Here is a 16532-nt window from a genome sequence, read left to right as displayed (position 1 = left end):
GTTATTCCATGCTTTTATGTAAGATTGAAGAAGCTGTCCTTGTTTTCATTTCCTTGGTTTTTTCAATATCCAATAAAGAATACCCGGTACAGAGTAAATCTGTCACATACAGTTGAGATATCTTTGCCACTAAAGAGCCGCCTTCAATATACGACTCTTTTTTTGCGGTTAGCAGCACATAATCTGAGATAGCCGCTAAAGGAGAAAGTGGAAAATTTGTAATACTGATAATTTTCGCACCCGCCTGTTTCGCAAAAGATACAGAATCCACGATATCTTTGGTTCTTCCAGAAAGTGAAAACGCAATGACCACATCATCTTTATTCAATATGGATGCGGTCATATTCTGAAAGTGTGGATCACTCACTGTTTTGATCAATACACCAATCCTTAAAAATCTTATTTCTAATTCTTTCGCTGCTTCAGCAGAACTGCCCACGCCAAACGCCACAATGCGATTTGCCTCTTTTATCACATGAATCGCCTTATTTAGCTCTTGTATAGATAACATGTCCTTAGTAGAAGAAACGACTCTTTGAAAATTCATCTGTATCTTTTCCACATAGGTTTCACCACTTGTTTCATCAACATCACCATGTTGTGCAATTGATAATTTCAAATTTTGAAAACCATCATAGCCAATTTTCCTGCAAAAGCGCACAATACTGGCATCACCAACACAAATTGCATTCGCAAGCTCTGATAGCGAAAGATACATCACTTTACTTTTTTCTTTTAAGATATAATCTGCGATAATTTTTTCTGTCTTTGTAAGTGTAGGATACAATGATTCTATCGTATTATAACAATTCATTTCTATATCACCCCTTTGATTTTGGGATGTAAAGCAAAGTTCTTGTTTACGATTATAGCTATTTCATTATATCACGATTTATGTATTTGACTATGCTTCTTTCACACATTCCTTCAATATAAGTAAAAATAAGATAATGCCAACTCCTGTCAAAATATGCCCGACACCAGCAATACCGGAAATCATTCCATTCATACCACTGCTTACCACTGTTTGATTCACCTGAAGAATACCTCTCACAAACAACATGATGGTTGTGATCAATACTCCTGGATGATATATTCTAAGGAACAGTTTATATTTTTTAGATTCATCAATAGCGAATAATTTAATACAGAATGTCACAATCAAAAACATGACCATCCCTAGCAAAAATAAATGTGTATGAACAAACGCTAAATCCGTTCTTCCACTAAAACCCTGAAACTTTGTAAATTCTCGATAGAATACACCGCCAATCATTGCTAATATTGCATATATCATTGCATAATTTACTGTTTTCTTCATCATCTTTCCTCCTGTTTTTCATATAACAATCGTTCTAATATTTCCTTTGTAAAACGACAATCCATACGCTGATGCGTTAAATCATTGATCATCATTTCCAATAGGAAACAAACAAAATCCTCTTTGGTAAACACCTCATTCCAGATAGAGGGATGAATGCGTTCATCCTGTTGTAAAGCATAAAGAAAACCATTTTGAATATGTATCATATACTTTTGTTCCATCTGTTTTCCTTTTTCTTTATCATTATCTTTTAAAATATTCAACTGTCCTAACAACACGGAAAAGAAAGCTTCACTATGTTTTACCAACCTTTGATACACTATTTCATAGAACTCGGTGAATGGCAGCTGACTGCTCATTTCACAAATATCCTGATGAAATACCTGTTTCCAGAAATTCTCAATAATCGCTAACACCAATTCTGACTTAGATGGAAAGTAATTATAGACCGCACCAACTGAGATATCATGCTTCTTTGCTAATGCACGAATACTCAATTTATCCATTCCATCCTGAAACACAATTTCCTGTGCTGTGTGTAATAATTCTTCTCTTGTCGTCACTACTTTATTCATATGGCACCTCCATCCTGAACAATGTTCATTATACTGGTACTACATCACTTATGCAAGCAGATTGCACAAAAAAAGCTATGCGTTTTTTCATAGCCTTTCCTCAATATGGTATATCCAAAAAATATAATTCCTTTTCTTTTAAAATCGCTGTTACATCCAGCCATAATTGTTCACAAATCAGCTGATTCTTTTTCCAATAAGGCAGGTTTGTATTCATCAACATCCATTCCTTCAGGACAATTTCCTGTAGCATTTTTATATTATCTTGTCGCAATTTATCTAAAAAGCTCACTTGTTCCTGCAGATCTAATTCTTTCATATCCTGTATAGTAACAGGCATAAGTCCCTGATAGTCTTTACCATAAAATGCATTGATTATCTTAATCTTTCCATCAATCATTGAATTAAATGTTGGTAATTCTTCGGCTGGTATCCAATATTCCTGATGTACCTGAGAACCAACGCACTTTACCTGATAGTTTTTGATATATTCATCCTGAATAGTAAATGCTGTCACAAACCCTGCATACCCTGAAATGCTGTCTTTGGTATTCCAATCCCTTGCAATTGTTGCTGCGTATTCTTCATTTAATACTGGATAGAATATTGGCTGTTCTTTTCTTCTTGGTGGATATCCATGACATCCATCTTTTAATATTTTTTCCATTTCAGATAATCCTACTGGCCGAAATAATATCATATTTTCCACTTCTTTCTATTATCATTTTTAGTCTACATATAAGATATCATCTTTTGTCACTGTTATCAATTCTATCGTATTATATTCGTCATCAAAAAATTCAACTTCATATGCAAGTTTTGGGTTTTCATATACATAAACGATTGTTCCAATGCACCCTTTTTTCACCTTTTTTGATAAATCTTTACAAGCAGTCATTACATCCAGCTCTTTCATCACTTTCCTTTTCATCAGTTTTGATAGCATTTTTCCTAATATTCTACATTCTTCCCATTGCTGATTTTCTTTCAACGCATCTTCTGTCCAGAGAAATGTATCTTTTGACATTTCATCGAATATCCCAGCAATTTTCAATATAAGGTTATAACATTCTTGATTAACCCAATTGTTTCCCCACAAAATTTCTATATAACATTTTGCACTGAATCGAATATATAATGATTTCTATACAATACATCTTTATTCATATATTAATTCATGATTACAATTGGAACGATTTCTTCAAACACTTTTTTTCTAACTGCTTTCCTTTCTTCTTCTGTAATATTAGGAGCAAAATCAAATTTATTATTTGTTATAATAAAATTATTTTTAAACAGCTCTTCTTCTTCCACTAATACTTTTAAAACCTGACACCATGGATAATTATCATCTAATGATAAAGGTCGCATAGATATTTTTCTACCTTCTGCTATCCATCTTTCTCTTTTATATTCTAACCTCAACCAAGCTAATACATCAGTTATAATGCAAATTAACGTCATCATAGAAATATCTGCCTTTATTAGCAATATCTCATTTTTTTTATTTTTGCTTTTACTAAAGTTGATCATTAAATCAATTGATTCATTGATATTCATTTCTGCTGCACCCACTTTCAAAAATCATTCCTTTTTTAAGCATATTCTGCTTAAGTCTTTCTTACTTTTAATATATGCAAATTCATTCTATCTCTAATTATCTTTGTTGTATATTTCTGAACTATTCTATTCTTCCAACCAATTCAGTAATCAATAAGATATGTTCTCTAATCTTTACTTTAGATAAATTAGAAACTTCTTCAGAGCCTACTAATCCAAGCAATGGTACATATCCATAGCACTCATCAAATTCTAATGGTCCTTTCATTTTTAATGCTTCGGCATATTTATCAAATTCAAAGATTTCTCTTTTGAATCTATTAGAAGTAATTAGATCGCCCCAAAAATATCTAAAACTTGCTGCTATTCCTTTAAGTGTTCCATTTTTATATTTGACACTTTTTATAAAAGTATTTTTCTCCCATGTGATGATATCTCCGAATGCTGTTACCATGATCGGTATGGATACTGGTGCCGCGAAATAAGAAGCATCTAAAATATCTTGATAATCCATTGGATTTACAATTTTTATATAACCATTTAATATGGTTCCAAAGCCATATTTTTTCCATATTTCTAGAAATTCATCAGGCAATAATTTCTTATATTTTTCTAATATAACTTCATCGACATCTTTATATTTTTTAAACCCTTCAAATACATTTTCACTCATATTGATCCTCCCTAAACACATCCATCTTTGTTGATATCGTGACTCATATCAAACATTCCATTATCTAAATTTACTATTGATCTATTACACAGCATAACAAACTTTATATGATATGTATACAGACTATATAAAACTTAGAAATTAATGTTTTATATGCTCTGGATTGTACAGTTTTTACGTAAGATTTCTTATGTTTTTCCATTTAATCTAAATTAGTACATACAATATAATCTTTAACTATAAAATAAAAAAGAATCTAATGTTGCTAACTCAGCATATCTTTAGATTCTTCTTATCTCAAATCTATATATAATTTTTCCACATAAATGTTAAAAGGAATTTCACAATATGTTTCTTTACTCTGAAAACCAATTCATAATTAAACACAATTTTGAAAGCTTGTTTTCGTCAACTTTCCATAGAATTTTGTTAATGATTCATCATCCCAAGTATACTGAGAATCAAGAAACAAGCTCTCAATTACCGCTACTTCTATTAAGTTCTTCGTATCATCATCTCCATTTTCAAGCATATCTTCAACAAAATCAAAGATATCTGATAATTTAGATTCATTATATTCTTTAGCTTTATTTATGATGTATGTTGTAAATACTTGCTCATAGAACACATAAGGAAGGCCCTCATAGAAGTCCTCCTCGATATTATAGATTATTCCCAAGCTTGGAAATCTTGTTATTAAAATAGTTATTGCTTTGCCATAATCATACATAAAGTATTCTCCTAATTTATCATTTAAATTCTGCATGTAGCCAGATAGACTTTAATTTTTTTGCACATAATGCTGTAAGAGTTTTCTCTGCAAATTGCACTCATAAATCGCTTTCTGAAACATATTTGTCACCGATACAATACCAACCAATAATTTCATCGAAATCGTTTTACTCCTTTTATAATTTTATCATTCGTATCATATTCCTCTATCCAATTAGAAAATTAACTATACGACAAGATGTTTTTTCATTCCTGTTCAAATAATATACTTCTAAATTCATCGAACATTTCAAATTCAATTTCTAATATTTCTTTTAAATCTTCATAGCTTCCGATTACTGGGCTTTTTGTCCTATAATCAACATCTATCAACATTCTTGAATATACAGCTAAAGGTGATGCCAAAATTAATTTTTTATTTTCTCTTACAATCCAAATCATATCAACAATTCCAACATCTAAGATGATATGAGCTCCATAAGTATATTTCCCATGTTTATTCTCCTTAATCTTAAAAAATTTTTCTTTGCGATCAAACTTAGCTTCGTATCCTAATTCATTTAAGATTTTCATTACTATATCAATATCAATATTTTCAAATCTTCCATTCATTTCAGCTCTATCATCATTGAATCTCATATACAGCTTTTCATATTTCTCAACGAAATCCATATCTAATAATGCTTGTTTAATTCTCGGTTCTAAAAATATCATTTTATCTTCTCCCTAGATTATTTATCCCTTAAATTATTCCTATTAACCAATAATATCAAATATTCCAGCTTACGTATATAAGCTATACAAAACTTAGAAATTCATGTTTTATATGCACAGATTTGTACAGTTTTTACATATGATTTCTTATGTTTTTTATCAAAAACATATAGATTATCTGTTGCTTCCTATAATAAAAATAAGGCATAACAATTTTGATAATAGTTATAGCTAATTTATGATTTTCATATTCTAAATTCTTATCTAATATTTTTCATATAAAATGATTTTCTATTTATTAATTTAAAAATTTCAGACCTTCATTACTTCTTAGGATTAATGATCATATACTTTTAATAATCTTATAATTCATACTCACCTTATTGCCACTGATATCCAAGAAAACAATGTAGTTATTGATTTTGTGATTTAATTGCGTTTAATGTAAGTATTAAATTCATTCTATAATCAAATCTATAGAAATCAAAAGATATTTCAAATTACAATCATGATCTAATCCACAAATAATATTTTTATTTATTTTGATACTTTTATCATTCTGATCTTTTGTGCCAATTAAAATTCGTTTATTTTCTCTATCAAAGCAAACAATTGGTATACCACCTTTTAACAAATACTTTTCACTTTTAGGAAACCATTCACAATATTCATATGCTATACCTGGACAATAATCAAAATCATTCATGTCTATAGAAAAATCTGTATCAATAAATACTGCAGGTAAATCTATATTCTTTTTCTTTGCATTAAATAATGGTAAATAGCCAAAAATAGTTATCAAGTTTCCTGTTTGATAATCAAATTCTAATTGCGTAGCAACTAATGTTAAAACAATAGTCATATTTCTAGTGTTATTTATACATTGTAAACCATGTTCTTTGAAATTATATATCATTTCTATATCATCCATATCATTACCTCTACTAATATCTTTTTAATAAGAAATGCGAAATTGTTATTATAGCTGAACTCTTCAATAATTCATATATGCCTTTATTTCTTATAACTATTCATAAACTTTTCCCATATTCTTTACTTCTATTTAATTATTAGACTTTCTTACGCAGACAATAAAGAATCACCTATTTAAAGCGATTTATAAATATTATACTAAGAAAAAATTGAAAAATGCTTCCAATGATTCAATTCTTTTATCTTCCTAAAAAATTTTCAACTTGCTGGGATAACTTCAATGTATTTTCCCCCATCAAAGTCATAGATATATTTAAGGTTTCTTTATCATCTCCTAATTTTTCTAAAACAGAATATAATAATAATTCTCTCACTTCTTCATCTGAAGAAGCCATTTCTTCAAAAAAAGTAAAAGTCCTTTGTAGCACACTTTCGTTTTTCTTATTATCTTTTATTAATTCAATCACACAAGGAACAAGACCTAAACTCCAAATTACATGTGCTCCATCAGTATCATCAATAAGACTTTTCTTACATTGTTTTTTGAATCGTTCTTGAACTTCAGGAACTATTTCTAAATAATTATTTAAAACATTATCCTTATTCATTTTATTTCCCTCTTCAAATGGGTTTCTCGTTTTATTATACACCTATTTAATCTTGTATAGATTCAAATTATATAGCCAAATATTTTTCCAAATACTAGAGCATTAATATCCATACTTTTTCACCTCGTCTTAATGACACAACTTATATTTACTTAAAATCGCCTCAATTTGCGATTTGATTTGGTCATATTCATGATTTGCCTGATATCTTATCTCATAGTTATCATCCCATATATAAAACTCACTTAATCCTCCTCTCGGTGGAAACATACTTTTATATTTCCTCGCTATCTCACTAACTAATTCTTCATATCCTATTGTATCATTGGTTAATTCCATTTCAAGGTACTGAACCATATTTTTTATGGTTCTCATGCCATAATTGATATCATTGTTAGGGTTTGAAGCAATGATAGCATACATTCCTTTAAATAATTTTATAAGATTTATAATAAGCTCTCTGTCAACGTTTTTCATAGCTGCCTCCTACTTTTTTTAGCATACTGAATATAACCTTAACTTTGTCTATATAAATGAAAATCATTGGTCAAAAAATGACGGTGATCATAAAATAGCAGCAAAGTTTTTGAAAAATTTAGTTCGTATCATAGCCAAAAAATATGCTTGCTTTTTTTGTAATTCTGAGGCAATGGATACATATAAATATTACTATTTAATCTACTTACTTTCCCTTTCCAATTGAATTACAAATTTTTCAAATGTATCTAAATCAACAATAAATCTATATCCTTCATCATATCCATATTTATCTCCATTGTTCAATGCTCCTATATTAATCCAAATCATTATTTCTATTAGCAAATCCTCAGATAAAAATGATACTATCATTTCAAATAATGCTTCACTATTGTAATAGTCAAATGTATAGTCTTCTTGATGACTTACATGTAGAACATGATTTAAGTTTTCTATTAAATACTTTATTTCACGCACTGACATCACAAATTTATCAGTATTATACATTTTTTCAGGTGTTACTAATTTTAATATAAAAGGTATAAAAGTTTCAGATTCATCATTAATTATTATTGTATCTTTTATTCTTTTTAAAAAATCAATTGTAAAATTTATATTTTGCTCATCGTTTATTAATGTTGCCATAATTACCTCCCAGATTGAAATAATATCTCTGACTCAATTGCATATTTGCTTATTGAAGATATATCCAAACCATTACTCCATAACGCTTTGTTATTTATACTCTGTATTAGACCAGACAATCTCACCACTCTTTCCTAGCTCATATGTTACTATTTTTGATGCTTTTGACTTTTCAATCAATTCATCTTTTTCATTATAATAATATTTGCATATTCGTATTCCACCATGCTCATATTCGCCTTCAAATATTTCGATTTTAGTATTTCCATCTTCTACTGGTTGATTTTTCGCTGCTTCCTCAAGTCTTTCTGCCACTTCATCTATGCTCGTATGCTTTCTAAAACTCCATTGTCGTTCTCTATTTTCTTTTTTATCAAAATCCCATGGATCTTCGTATAGTGTAATTCTAAAGCTATTTTCTGAGAGCTGCTTATTTTCATAGCAGTCTTTAAAGCTTTTTAATAATTCTTTAGGTACATATTGAAAATATTCTTCTCCAAACCACATTTTCCAAAAAGAACCAAAATACATTCCATTGATGATATGATAATGTCCTGGATTATACTCTATATCTACAACATTTTCATACAAAAATGTATCACTTTTTTTTATTTTAATATCTTTTAAAGATTTTCCAGCCAATTTATAATCATTAATACTCTTGGTGTTTTGCCAAACTAAATCAGTGAATACCCCAGCGTATGAAAATATCACTTTATTTTGGGTTATAAAATGATCTATCATAGTAAAGATGTAATTCTTATTGTCATTAAAAATTTTTTTATCTAATGTACATGTTAGAATAATATTATTCCTATTTGTACGATTTTTATAAATCCAAATATCATTATTATCATCACAAATTTTTATGCTACAATATGCTTCTAACAATTCTTGTTCAAGGTTTTCATAAAACTTTTTTTTACTATATTTATAATATTTACCTTTTGTTAGTCTTTTACATTTCATCTCTTTAGGTTGAAAGTATTCACTAATAGAAAGCCACTCCATAACATCTTCTTTATTGATTTTATCTTTATTAAATATGACATTGATTGTAATTTCATATTTCATTTTAAAACTCCTTTATTTCCAATTTTATATCTAAACATTCACATAATCTTTTTAAATACCCTGAATCTATTCTATCTCCAGTTCCTTTTGGTATTCTTATATCCAATATTTTTTAGCTGGCTTTCCACTTACGGTTATATCAACATCTAACTTTTATATATATTCTTCAATTTTCTTTGTAGCCTTATTTCCACTAGTTCCCTTTGAGATTGTTTTTTCAGCAACATCATCGAACTAGCCATCTGGAACCCCTGCATATGCGTACTTTTCATTTACTTCATTACTCAATCTATTGATATAACCAATGAAATCATCACATATATTTTTTTAAACGGGCTTTTGCTTCTTTAAATCCAAATAGCACGTTATCAACTTACATTGGCATCTTTTACTTTCGTAATCTGATTGAATTTATCATACGTATAAGATACTGTTTTATTGTTTAGCGTAGCTGTGGAAAGATTGTTGTGTTTATCATAGGTAAAGCTTCGTTTGCCTTCTGATAATTTGTTGCCGAGTTTATCTATATATTTAAGTCTTTTATCCATTGGTGCTCTTAATTCGTTATATTTATTTGAAAGTTTTTCATATTTTCCAATAAAATTCATATCTAATAATGCTTGTTCAACTTTTGGTTCTAAATATCTCATTTTATCTCCTCCCTATATCATTAATCCCTTAAATTATTCCTATTAACCAATAATATCAAATATTATAGCTTACGTACATAAGCTATATAAAAATTAGAAATTCATGTTTTATATACTGTCATTTGTACAGATTTTGTATATAATTTCTTCTGATTCTATGTTATACATATTTTAAAATTTAATTATAATGTCATTTAAATACGTTTCTTATTTAACATGACCTATAGTCTTATAGGTATACTATTCACTTGAACAAAATAAAAGAGAAGCAATAAGTGATATAATCAAAAGTGTTTCCCATTTATGATGTTATCAATTTTCTTTAAGCCTTTTTAAAATATTAAATGAATTATAATTTATTCCAACTCCTCCTTTTTGCATGTTGAGCTTAATTAAAGATATTATAAAAAGAATCTACCAAGACTATCAATCAAATCCTCTAATTTTTTACCATAATCATTAATTTCTCCATTGATGGAAAATCCATTTTTGATAAGTTCATCACATACAATATCTCTTAATTGATTATATTGTTCTTTACTTAAATGATTTATATCCTCATAATAATCAAATGAAATCTTTTTCTTTTGCAAACATGTTTTTAATAACGCAATTTCGTTTAGGTTTAGTTTTTTCAATATTATTTACCTCCTCATATCCATTGTAATTCTTTTGCATATGTTGTGATAACATTTATTATATCAATCATCATAGACTTTATTAATCTAATTCAACTCCTCGCCAAGAAAGGTAAAATATTTTTAAATTTAATTCTAATAATGATATTTTTTTAATACTTCTGATGATATCACGTAATTTACTTGTGCATAATCTGATTGAACATAACAATAAATAAATGTTATATTCATTCTTAATTTGTTTAATAAAGTATATATTTTCTTACAATATATCTACCAATTTATTTAGAGCATTATTGGGATTTCCACCGTTGTTGTAGCATATATTGAAACTCAATAAATCAAACTTATTTTTTCTAATCACTTTACTATTAACTTCACTTTTGATAAACTTTTTTGTGCTTTCAATACCTCAATTTTATTAAAATTTAAATTTTCAGCTTTTATTATAAAACTGCAAGTACCACTATCTTCCATAATTCACTATCTCCAAAAAAATTTTTTTCACCTGATCTTCTAATTTCTTTCCATATAAAATTTTTTATTATTTAGTACGAATTTTTTAAAGCTTTTCACATAATCGTCAAATCTCTTTTTGAAAAGGATGGTTTTTATACTGCCTCATTCTAGTCTTCTAATATTACTTTCTCTTGACGAATATTTGCATATAAATCAATTTCAGCTTGCCATCCTGCTATTTTTTCAGGAGTTATTTTATGCCCATTTCCTAGAGATATTAAATCGTTTTTTCTTTCATCTATACTTCGTATATGACCAATCTTTTTACTTTTACATTTACTTACAAAACTCGCAAAATCTTCTGCAATTTTAATATACTTTTTTTGTCTATCATGGAATAAGAAATTTACAGAGCCATTTCCTAAATCAATAACAATTTTATCACCAAAACTATTAATTCCAATTGGAAACATCTTATCTATTATAAATTCTTCAAGTGGTATATTTTCGATGCAAAATGTCTTATCTTCACACTCAAAGCCATAAAATCCTTCAATATCAGATGAAATTTTACTTAATCTGAAAGTTGTATCAGGTGTCAAGCCACCATTATATTTTATCAAAAATTGCCTATATTGTTTAGGTATTCGAATATTAAACTCTTTCTCCAATATCAATATATTATCTAATACATTTTCTGCATTGAATTTTGAAATTAACATTTTTCCTCCTCGTATAATTACTAATTTTACAATAATGCCATTAAAAGCATTTTAGAAACATATAAAACCGTAATATTTGACTTTTACTACTTTTGATTATATAACATTCAAACTTTTTAGTATCTTAAATTCTACTTGATTTATATCTTGTAATTGACTCCAACTGTATCATTATCTTTATTACATAAAACATAATTTTTTAGTAAATCTTTTTTCATAAAATCAATATTTTTATTGTTAGTTAGACAAATATTAGCATAAGCCATATAAAATATAACACTATCAATTTCACAATTTTTCTCATTGGAATCAAAATCATGTAATAATGAATAAAAAATCATACGGCAATGAATGCCCAAAATCCTTATATAAACCTTCATATGTTTCAATTACAGCTTTTTTGTATTCTTCATATGGTAACAATTTTCTCCTATTTAGTTAATATGTTTAACTCTAACAATTATAGTTATAGATTATTAATAATCTCAATTAGAACTTTTACTATTTGAGTAATTATCCAATTCTTTTGTTCATACTTATTTTATTACTATAGATATCTTTGGTACCTTCATCTATAAAATGAACTAAATCATATGGATAATACTGTTGGTTTTTTAATTCTTCATCGTTCAATTTAAAAATTTTCGCAATAGCACCTAACTCAAAACACCAGTAACCACGATAAGTATCACTTTTTGATTTATGTGCATCATACCAGGAAGCATCTTTATGGAAGGAATACCATTTTTTTATCACTCTCATCAAATTTTCAACTTTATTCTCTCCATTTAACAACCCATTTAAATATGACAATATTGATTCTTTATTGTCTTTAAAATCAAATCCTAAATAACGTAAACAAGCATTTATCATGCCATCATCTAAATTCAATTTTTCTACTATTGCGATTAAATATTCAGCAAAATCTTCTTTTCTTTTTTCATAGAAAACTGCGATTGAAAACATATCTATTATGTCATACATGCTATCATCTTTTGTACAAATCTCGCTATATAATTTAATCCACTCTTTATAATAGATATATATATCTTCAATAGAGTCCCCCACTGAATACAATAATTTAAAAAGATTTTCATTAAATCCTGCTAAAAACATTAACCCATAATAACGACCTCTAACATTTTCTGGCTCAAGACTTGCTAGTACTTGGCTAAATTCATTTATTCTATTTTTTTCATACTTTATACATTCGTCAAAATATTCTTTACTTTTTATAATATCTCTCATAATTTTCTCCTTTTTTTAAAATTTATCTGATATAGATTTATTAATAACACCTTTTAGGAAAATGTTAATTAAATGAGTTTTAAACTTATCATGAATTAGGATGACAGCTTTTCATTTTAACCTAATTGATTCTGTCATAACCTTGTTGTTTATAGTGATTGTCATTTCTCCATTGATACCTTTTTGTATATTACTAGTAAGCTTTATGTCACCTTCTATGCCTGATAATGATCTTCAGCATCTTTTTTGCTATTTTACGATTATAATATGAATATATAACAATATTTTCTAAATCATAAGACATCTCAAATAACTTTCTACTGATACTTTCATTAATTTTCAGTATGTTTATTAGAAATATCTTGAATCATATTATTTCTCCTCTACGATTTAATCTAACAGTCTAATATTATATCTATTCTTCTAATACTACACATCCTTAAAATATGAATATCATTATGGACAATGAATACCAAATCTTTTACATTGTTCTTTTATATAATTAGCCCAAGATTTTTCTATACTAATGCCAGTGGAAGGGAAATAATAAATAAGCCCATCCATATCTTTTGGATGATTAAAATCTGCCCCTATTTCCGCTATTTTTTCATAGACATTCGTATACTGATCTCTTTTAAAATATAATTGCAGCAACATTGCAAAACGCCATTTATCCATTATTACATCAGTTTGCTCATTTTTCTCTAGATTAGCTAATACTTGTACTTTACTTTTAATATCTTTAACAGCTTCCGAAATTGCTAAATCTAAAATCAAATCGAAATTTTGAATGCCTTCTTGTAAAATTGAATTTAAAATCCTTATACAAAGGATATACATAATTTAACATAATAACCCCCCATTAGTTTCAATATTTATGAAAAGAGCCTTTTTATCATTTAAATATATCATCTAGTGCTCCTAATTTGATATGATTTATCACGTCATCTCTTCTCATCATCTCATTTTATCATCTAGATTTTTCATTGATATAATATATAGCTTATCAAACTTTATATATTATGTACATAAGTTATATAAAACTTAGAAATTAATGTTTTATATGCACAGAATTGTACAGTTTTTACATATGATTTCTTTTGCTTTTGATCAAAAAGCAGCTAGAATTCCTCTACTACTTCTTGGAAAGCAAGTGATGAAATGACCACAATAATTCTTTGACATTATAATAGATCTTATTTCTAGCTAACTTATAATAAAATAAGCCATAACTTTATGATTATAGTTATAGCTTATTAATTTTTCTCACATTCCAAAAACTTTCATGTCCTTACTCTATTTGTATTACTAATTTGCCTAATTGCTTTATTATTAGAACACTCTGATAATTTATATGCACCTTGAGTTCTGCTTGTAGATAATAAATAATTTGTAATCTACAAGCATCTGTTTAAAACTAATTTACTCACATATAATGCTATTTAACTTAAGCTCTAAATCATCTGAATTTTCATACGTACATGTTATCAATTTAAGTAAAATTAGTGTTGCTAAACCAAATATAGATTGACTTGAACCATAATATCCATGAGCACCTATATTAAATATCAGTTCTCCGGTTGAACATACATTTTCATTCAAATACTGTTTGGCTACTCGTATGATTTCTTCACCATATTCTTTAGGTATTCCAAGATGTACTTCATCTCCAAGGGTGGCAATAGTATTATCTACTATGCTTCCATCATCACATCCGATATAAACTTTTAAGTCCAGCTCACTACTATCCTTTTTTATATATTGTACGCCTAATTTTGCATAATTACTAAATGGTTTTCTTTTTACACAAAGTTCAATTAGATAAGAATTCTCTTTCCATTGACTCCAATTATCCTTCTTTATTTCATGTTGAAGAACTTCTATGATACCACATTCGTGCATATCATTGTTTATTTCTTCATTTTTCCATAACTGTACGTTTTTAAAAACACCTGTATTGGTTAGTTTTATCATTTTATACCCTCCCAAAATTTTTTCCAAGCAATAGAGAACTCTTGAGGATATTTTACCCAATTCATTGCCACTAAATTCTGCATTTCCAGAGTATGTTCCTGCTTTTAAGTTATTATTTATATCTGCTCCACTAACTTCATTAAACTCTTTTACATATTCAAATGCTTTTGATCCTGCATACACGGAACCAGAACTTAATGCACTGTCAAATATCAATCCACCTAGATTGTCCTATCACTGGATTATAATATCTTGCGTGTGGATAGATCAGTCCTATTTCATCCTGTTCTTCTCCATTATAACCGAATCCACTCTTGATGTCATCGCTATACCCATAATCTGTGTATTCGATTGCTTTATATTTGTAACGGATATCTCCCCATGCATTTTCTAAGCTCTTGTCTAAGATATAGGCAATGTTTTTGTTTTCCCAGTCATCTCCATCACCATCCCAGTTTTCTTCTTCCATCAATACACATTTGTGATGTGTCTTACGATAGTTGCTTTGGTAACGTACAGATTCTATGATCTGATCACTGTTCTTGTCATCCAACAATTCTTCTACTTCTTCAAAGCTTGTTTGCTCTAGGGATTCATACCATGTATCATTGTCATAGGCTTCACTATAGTTCTTCTGATAACGGATACGATCTCCTTGGGCATCATAGCTGTATGTATAGCTCTTATCTTTATCATTCGTTACTTTGCTTAATTGTCCATATTCATCATAATCATAGTGTTCTTTACCACCACCTGCATATAAGACATCTCGCATATTGCCATTCTTGTCATAATAGATATCTGTACTGCCTTCTTCTGTGAAGATGCTTGTCAGCTGGTTGTAAACTTCATAATCTTTTTTTATTGATATATCCTGCGTTATCCATCTCAATAATGTCACTTAGGTTATTATTAGGAATTTTCCCATAAAAAGAACTATAACTACTAACAATTATAGCTTTTGAATTTAAATCATCAGTTATTCCGTTTTTGCATTTTCACTCAAAATAGTATATCAGTATATCAAAAATTCTGAATCAATCCTATTCACCTCAAATGTCACATATTTACCATACAAATATGGATAATCATAAAACAATTCATTATCTTCTATAATAAATCCTATATCTAATTTTCCATTTTCAAACAAATATCCATGTATTATATATCCAAACGTTTCACCCATTCTATTAATTTCTATTTTCTTATCTAAGCTCTCGGTTATATTCAATATATCTCCAAACAACGTAATATCTACAGGATATTCTTCACCTATTTTAATTTTATAAGGTGTAAATGCAATAAATGTAGTAAAGTCAATATTATTTATCGAAATTATTGCTTCTTCTTCTATATTATCATTTAATTCTTTAACTATTGCTGTATACATCATTTTACCTCCTCGTATAATCACGATTTAATGAATTTAATGTTCTTCTCCATTATAACCGAATCCACTCTTGATGTCATCGCTATATCCATAATCTGTGTATTCGATCGCTTTATATTTATAGCGGATATCTCCC

General features: G+C 28.1%; 22 protein-coding genes. All 22 read right to left on the bottom strand.

What is annotated here, in order from left to right; translation table 11 throughout:
- Position 1: 1 nt before the first annotated feature.
- The 22 genes from DW114_RS17935 to DW114_RS17820 all read right to left on the bottom strand — a co-directional run bounded on the left by DW114_RS17935 (position 2) and on the right by DW114_RS17820 (position 16396).
- Entirely contained in the window at positions 2-814 is an 813-nt protein-coding gene (locus tag DW114_RS17935) for a MurR/RpiR family transcriptional regulator (RefSeq protein ID WP_117455221.1), read from the bottom strand.
- A gap of 90 nt (positions 815-904) precedes the next feature.
- Positions 905-1321, bottom strand: coding sequence for a DUF2871 domain-containing protein (locus DW114_RS17930; protein WP_117455219.1), 417 nt, complete (start codon positions 1319-1321; stop codon positions 905-907).
- Positions 1321-1899 carry a TetR/AcrR family transcriptional regulator gene (locus tag DW114_RS17925; RefSeq protein ID WP_117455217.1) on the bottom strand — a complete coding sequence of 193 codons (579 nt, stop codon included), beginning with the start codon at positions 1897-1899 and terminating at the stop codon, positions 1321-1323. Before DW114_RS17925 ends, DW114_RS17930 begins: the two co-directional genes overlap by 1 nt.
- A 100-nt stretch (positions 1900-1999) precedes the next feature.
- A complete protein-coding gene (locus DW114_RS21550) occupies positions 2000-2599 on the bottom strand; it encodes a hypothetical protein (protein WP_187426241.1) in 600 nt (199 codons plus the stop codon).
- Positions 2600-2626: 27 nt separating this feature from the next.
- A complete protein-coding gene (locus tag DW114_RS21545) occupies positions 2627-2926 on the bottom strand; it encodes a DUF4926 domain-containing protein (RefSeq protein ID WP_199483639.1) in 300 nt (99 codons plus the stop codon).
- Positions 2927-3069: 143 nt separating this feature from the next.
- Positions 3070-3480 carry a hypothetical protein gene (locus DW114_RS17910; protein ID WP_117455215.1) on the bottom strand — a complete coding sequence of 137 codons (411 nt, stop codon included), beginning with the start codon at positions 3478-3480 and terminating at the stop codon, positions 3070-3072.
- Positions 3481-3580: 100 nt separating this feature from the next.
- Positions 3581-4132: a T6SS immunity protein Tdi1 domain-containing protein gene (locus tag DW114_RS17905; protein ID WP_117455213.1), complete on the bottom strand. Its 552-nt coding sequence runs from the start codon at positions 4130-4132 to the stop codon at positions 3581-3583.
- A gap of 379 nt (positions 4133-4511) precedes the next feature.
- Positions 4512-4862: a DUF7674 family protein gene (locus tag DW114_RS17900; RefSeq protein WP_117455211.1), complete on the bottom strand. Its 351-nt coding sequence runs from the start codon at positions 4860-4862 to the stop codon at positions 4512-4514.
- A gap of 248 nt (positions 4863-5110) precedes the next feature.
- Positions 5111-5578 (bottom strand): hypothetical protein, encoded by a 468-nt coding sequence (locus tag DW114_RS17895; protein ID WP_117455209.1) that lies wholly within the window; start codon positions 5576-5578, stop codon positions 5111-5113.
- 457 nt (positions 5579-6035) lie between these two features.
- Complete coding sequence (locus DW114_RS17890) at positions 6036-6509, bottom strand: hypothetical protein (RefSeq protein WP_117455207.1); 474 nt, start codon at positions 6507-6509, stop codon at positions 6036-6038.
- A 241-nt stretch (positions 6510-6750) separates the two neighbouring features.
- Entirely contained in the window at positions 6751-7119 is a 369-nt protein-coding gene (locus tag DW114_RS17885) for a DUF7674 family protein (protein ID WP_117455205.1), read from the bottom strand.
- Between the two features lie 129 nt (positions 7120-7248).
- Positions 7249-7596 carry a hypothetical protein gene (locus tag DW114_RS17880; protein WP_117455203.1) on the bottom strand — a complete coding sequence of 116 codons (348 nt, stop codon included), beginning with the start codon at positions 7594-7596 and terminating at the stop codon, positions 7249-7251.
- Between the two features lie 201 nt (positions 7597-7797).
- Positions 7798-8241 carry a hypothetical protein gene (locus DW114_RS17875; RefSeq protein ID WP_117455201.1) on the bottom strand — a complete coding sequence of 148 codons (444 nt, stop codon included), beginning with the start codon at positions 8239-8241 and terminating at the stop codon, positions 7798-7800.
- 90 nt (positions 8242-8331) lie between these two features.
- Positions 8332-9315, bottom strand: a complete 984-nt coding sequence (locus DW114_RS17870; RefSeq protein WP_117455199.1) for a hypothetical protein — start codon at positions 9313-9315, stop codon at positions 8332-8334.
- Between the two features lie 368 nt (positions 9316-9683).
- Entirely contained in the window at positions 9684-9965 is a 282-nt protein-coding gene (locus DW114_RS17865) for an RHS repeat protein (RefSeq protein WP_117455197.1), read from the bottom strand.
- A gap of 401 nt (positions 9966-10366) precedes the next feature.
- Positions 10367-10603 carry a hypothetical protein gene (locus DW114_RS17860; protein WP_117455195.1) on the bottom strand — a complete coding sequence of 79 codons (237 nt, stop codon included), beginning with the start codon at positions 10601-10603 and terminating at the stop codon, positions 10367-10369.
- Positions 10604-11229: 626 nt separating this feature from the next.
- The gene (locus DW114_RS17850) at positions 11230-11784 is read right to left on the bottom strand and encodes an SMI1/KNR4 family protein (RefSeq protein ID WP_117455192.1); all 555 of its coding nucleotides are present in this window, start codon (positions 11782-11784) and stop codon (positions 11230-11232) included.
- 513 nt (positions 11785-12297) lie between these two features.
- Positions 12298-13032: a PoNe immunity protein domain-containing protein gene (locus DW114_RS17840; protein WP_117455188.1), complete on the bottom strand. Its 735-nt coding sequence runs from the start codon at positions 13030-13032 to the stop codon at positions 12298-12300.
- Between the two features lie 456 nt (positions 13033-13488).
- Positions 13489-13872, bottom strand: a complete 384-nt coding sequence (locus DW114_RS17835; RefSeq protein WP_117455186.1) for a DUF2247 family protein — start codon at positions 13870-13872, stop codon at positions 13489-13491.
- A gap of 582 nt (positions 13873-14454) precedes the next feature.
- Positions 14455-15222 carry a hypothetical protein gene (locus tag DW114_RS17830; RefSeq protein WP_117455184.1) on the bottom strand — a complete coding sequence of 256 codons (768 nt, stop codon included), beginning with the start codon at positions 15220-15222 and terminating at the stop codon, positions 14455-14457.
- Positions 15212-15898, bottom strand: a complete 687-nt coding sequence (locus DW114_RS17825) for a hypothetical protein (RefSeq protein WP_117455182.1) — start codon at positions 15896-15898, stop codon at positions 15212-15214. The genes DW114_RS17830 and DW114_RS17825 overlap by 11 nt, the downstream gene beginning before the upstream one ends.
- Before the next feature lie 123 nt (positions 15899-16021).
- Complete coding sequence (locus tag DW114_RS17820; RefSeq protein ID WP_117455180.1) at positions 16022-16396, bottom strand: hypothetical protein; 375 nt, start codon at positions 16394-16396, stop codon at positions 16022-16024.
- Positions 16397-16532: the final 136 nt, after the last annotated feature.

This window comes from Absiella sp. AM09-50 (assembly GCF_003433845.1).
In the GTDB taxonomy this organism is placed as follows: domain Bacteria; phylum Bacillota_I; class Bacilli_A; order Erysipelotrichales; family Erysipelotrichaceae; genus Hoskinsella; species Hoskinsella hominis.
The sequence above is the reverse complement of the archived record's forward strand: the minus strand, read 5'-3'. Positions and strand labels throughout refer to the sequence as shown.

What these genes read in the sequence shown, in the direction of transcription:
- DW114_RS17935 (WP_117455221.1), bottom strand. Translation starts at nt 814, where the DNA reads ATGAATTGTTATAATACGATAGAATCATTGTATCCTACACTTACAAAG.
- DW114_RS17820 (WP_117455180.1), bottom strand. Translation starts at nt 16,396, where the DNA reads ATGTATACAGCAATAGTTAAAGAATTAAATGATAATATAGAAGAAGAA.
- DW114_RS17905 (WP_117455213.1), bottom strand. Translation starts at nt 4,132, where the DNA reads ATGAGTGAAAATGTATTTGAAGGGTTTAAAAAATATAAAGATGTCGAT.
- DW114_RS17895 (WP_117455209.1), bottom strand. Translation starts at nt 5,578, where the DNA reads ATGATATTTTTAGAACCGAGAATTAAACAAGCATTATTAGATATGGAT.
- DW114_RS17835 (WP_117455186.1), bottom strand. Translation starts at nt 13,872, where the DNA reads ATGTATATCCTTTGTATAAGGATTTTAAATTCAATTTTACAAGAAGGC.
- DW114_RS17865 (WP_117455197.1), bottom strand. Translation starts at nt 9,965, where the DNA reads ATGAGATATTTAGAACCAAAAGTTGAACAAGCATTATTAGATATGAAT.
- DW114_RS17930 (WP_117455219.1), bottom strand. Translation starts at nt 1,321, where the DNA reads ATGAAGAAAACAGTAAATTATGCAATGATATATGCAATATTAGCAATG.
- DW114_RS17885 (WP_117455205.1), bottom strand. Translation starts at nt 7,119, where the DNA reads ATGAATAAGGATAATGTTTTAAATAATTATTTAGAAATAGTTCCTGAA.
- DW114_RS17900 (WP_117455211.1), bottom strand. Translation starts at nt 4,862, where the DNA reads ATGTATGATTATGGCAAAGCAATAACTATTTTAATAACAAGATTTCCA.
- DW114_RS21550 (WP_187426241.1), bottom strand. Translation starts at nt 2,599, where the DNA reads ATGATATTATTTCGGCCAGTAGGATTATCTGAAATGGAAAAAATATTA.
- DW114_RS21545 (WP_199483639.1), bottom strand. Translation starts at nt 2,926, where the DNA reads ATGTCAAAAGATACATTTCTCTGGACAGAAGATGCGTTGAAAGAAAAT.
- DW114_RS17925 (WP_117455217.1), bottom strand. Translation starts at nt 1,899, where the DNA reads ATGAATAAAGTAGTGACGACAAGAGAAGAATTATTACACACAGCACAG.
- DW114_RS17870 (WP_117455199.1), bottom strand. Translation starts at nt 9,315, where the DNA reads ATGAAATATGAAATTACAATCAATGTCATATTTAATAAAGATAAAATC.
- DW114_RS17840 (WP_117455188.1), bottom strand. Translation starts at nt 13,032, where the DNA reads ATGAGAGATATTATAAAAAGTAAAGAATATTTTGACGAATGTATAAAG.
- DW114_RS17880 (WP_117455203.1), bottom strand. Translation starts at nt 7,596, where the DNA reads ATGAAAAACGTTGACAGAGAGCTTATTATAAATCTTATAAAATTATTT.
- DW114_RS17890 (WP_117455207.1), bottom strand. Translation starts at nt 6,509, where the DNA reads ATGGATGATATAGAAATGATATATAATTTCAAAGAACATGGTTTACAA.
- DW114_RS17875 (WP_117455201.1), bottom strand. Translation starts at nt 8,241, where the DNA reads ATGGCAACATTAATAAACGATGAGCAAAATATAAATTTTACAATTGAT.
- DW114_RS17850 (WP_117455192.1), bottom strand. Translation starts at nt 11,784, where the DNA reads ATGTTAATTTCAAAATTCAATGCAGAAAATGTATTAGATAATATATTG.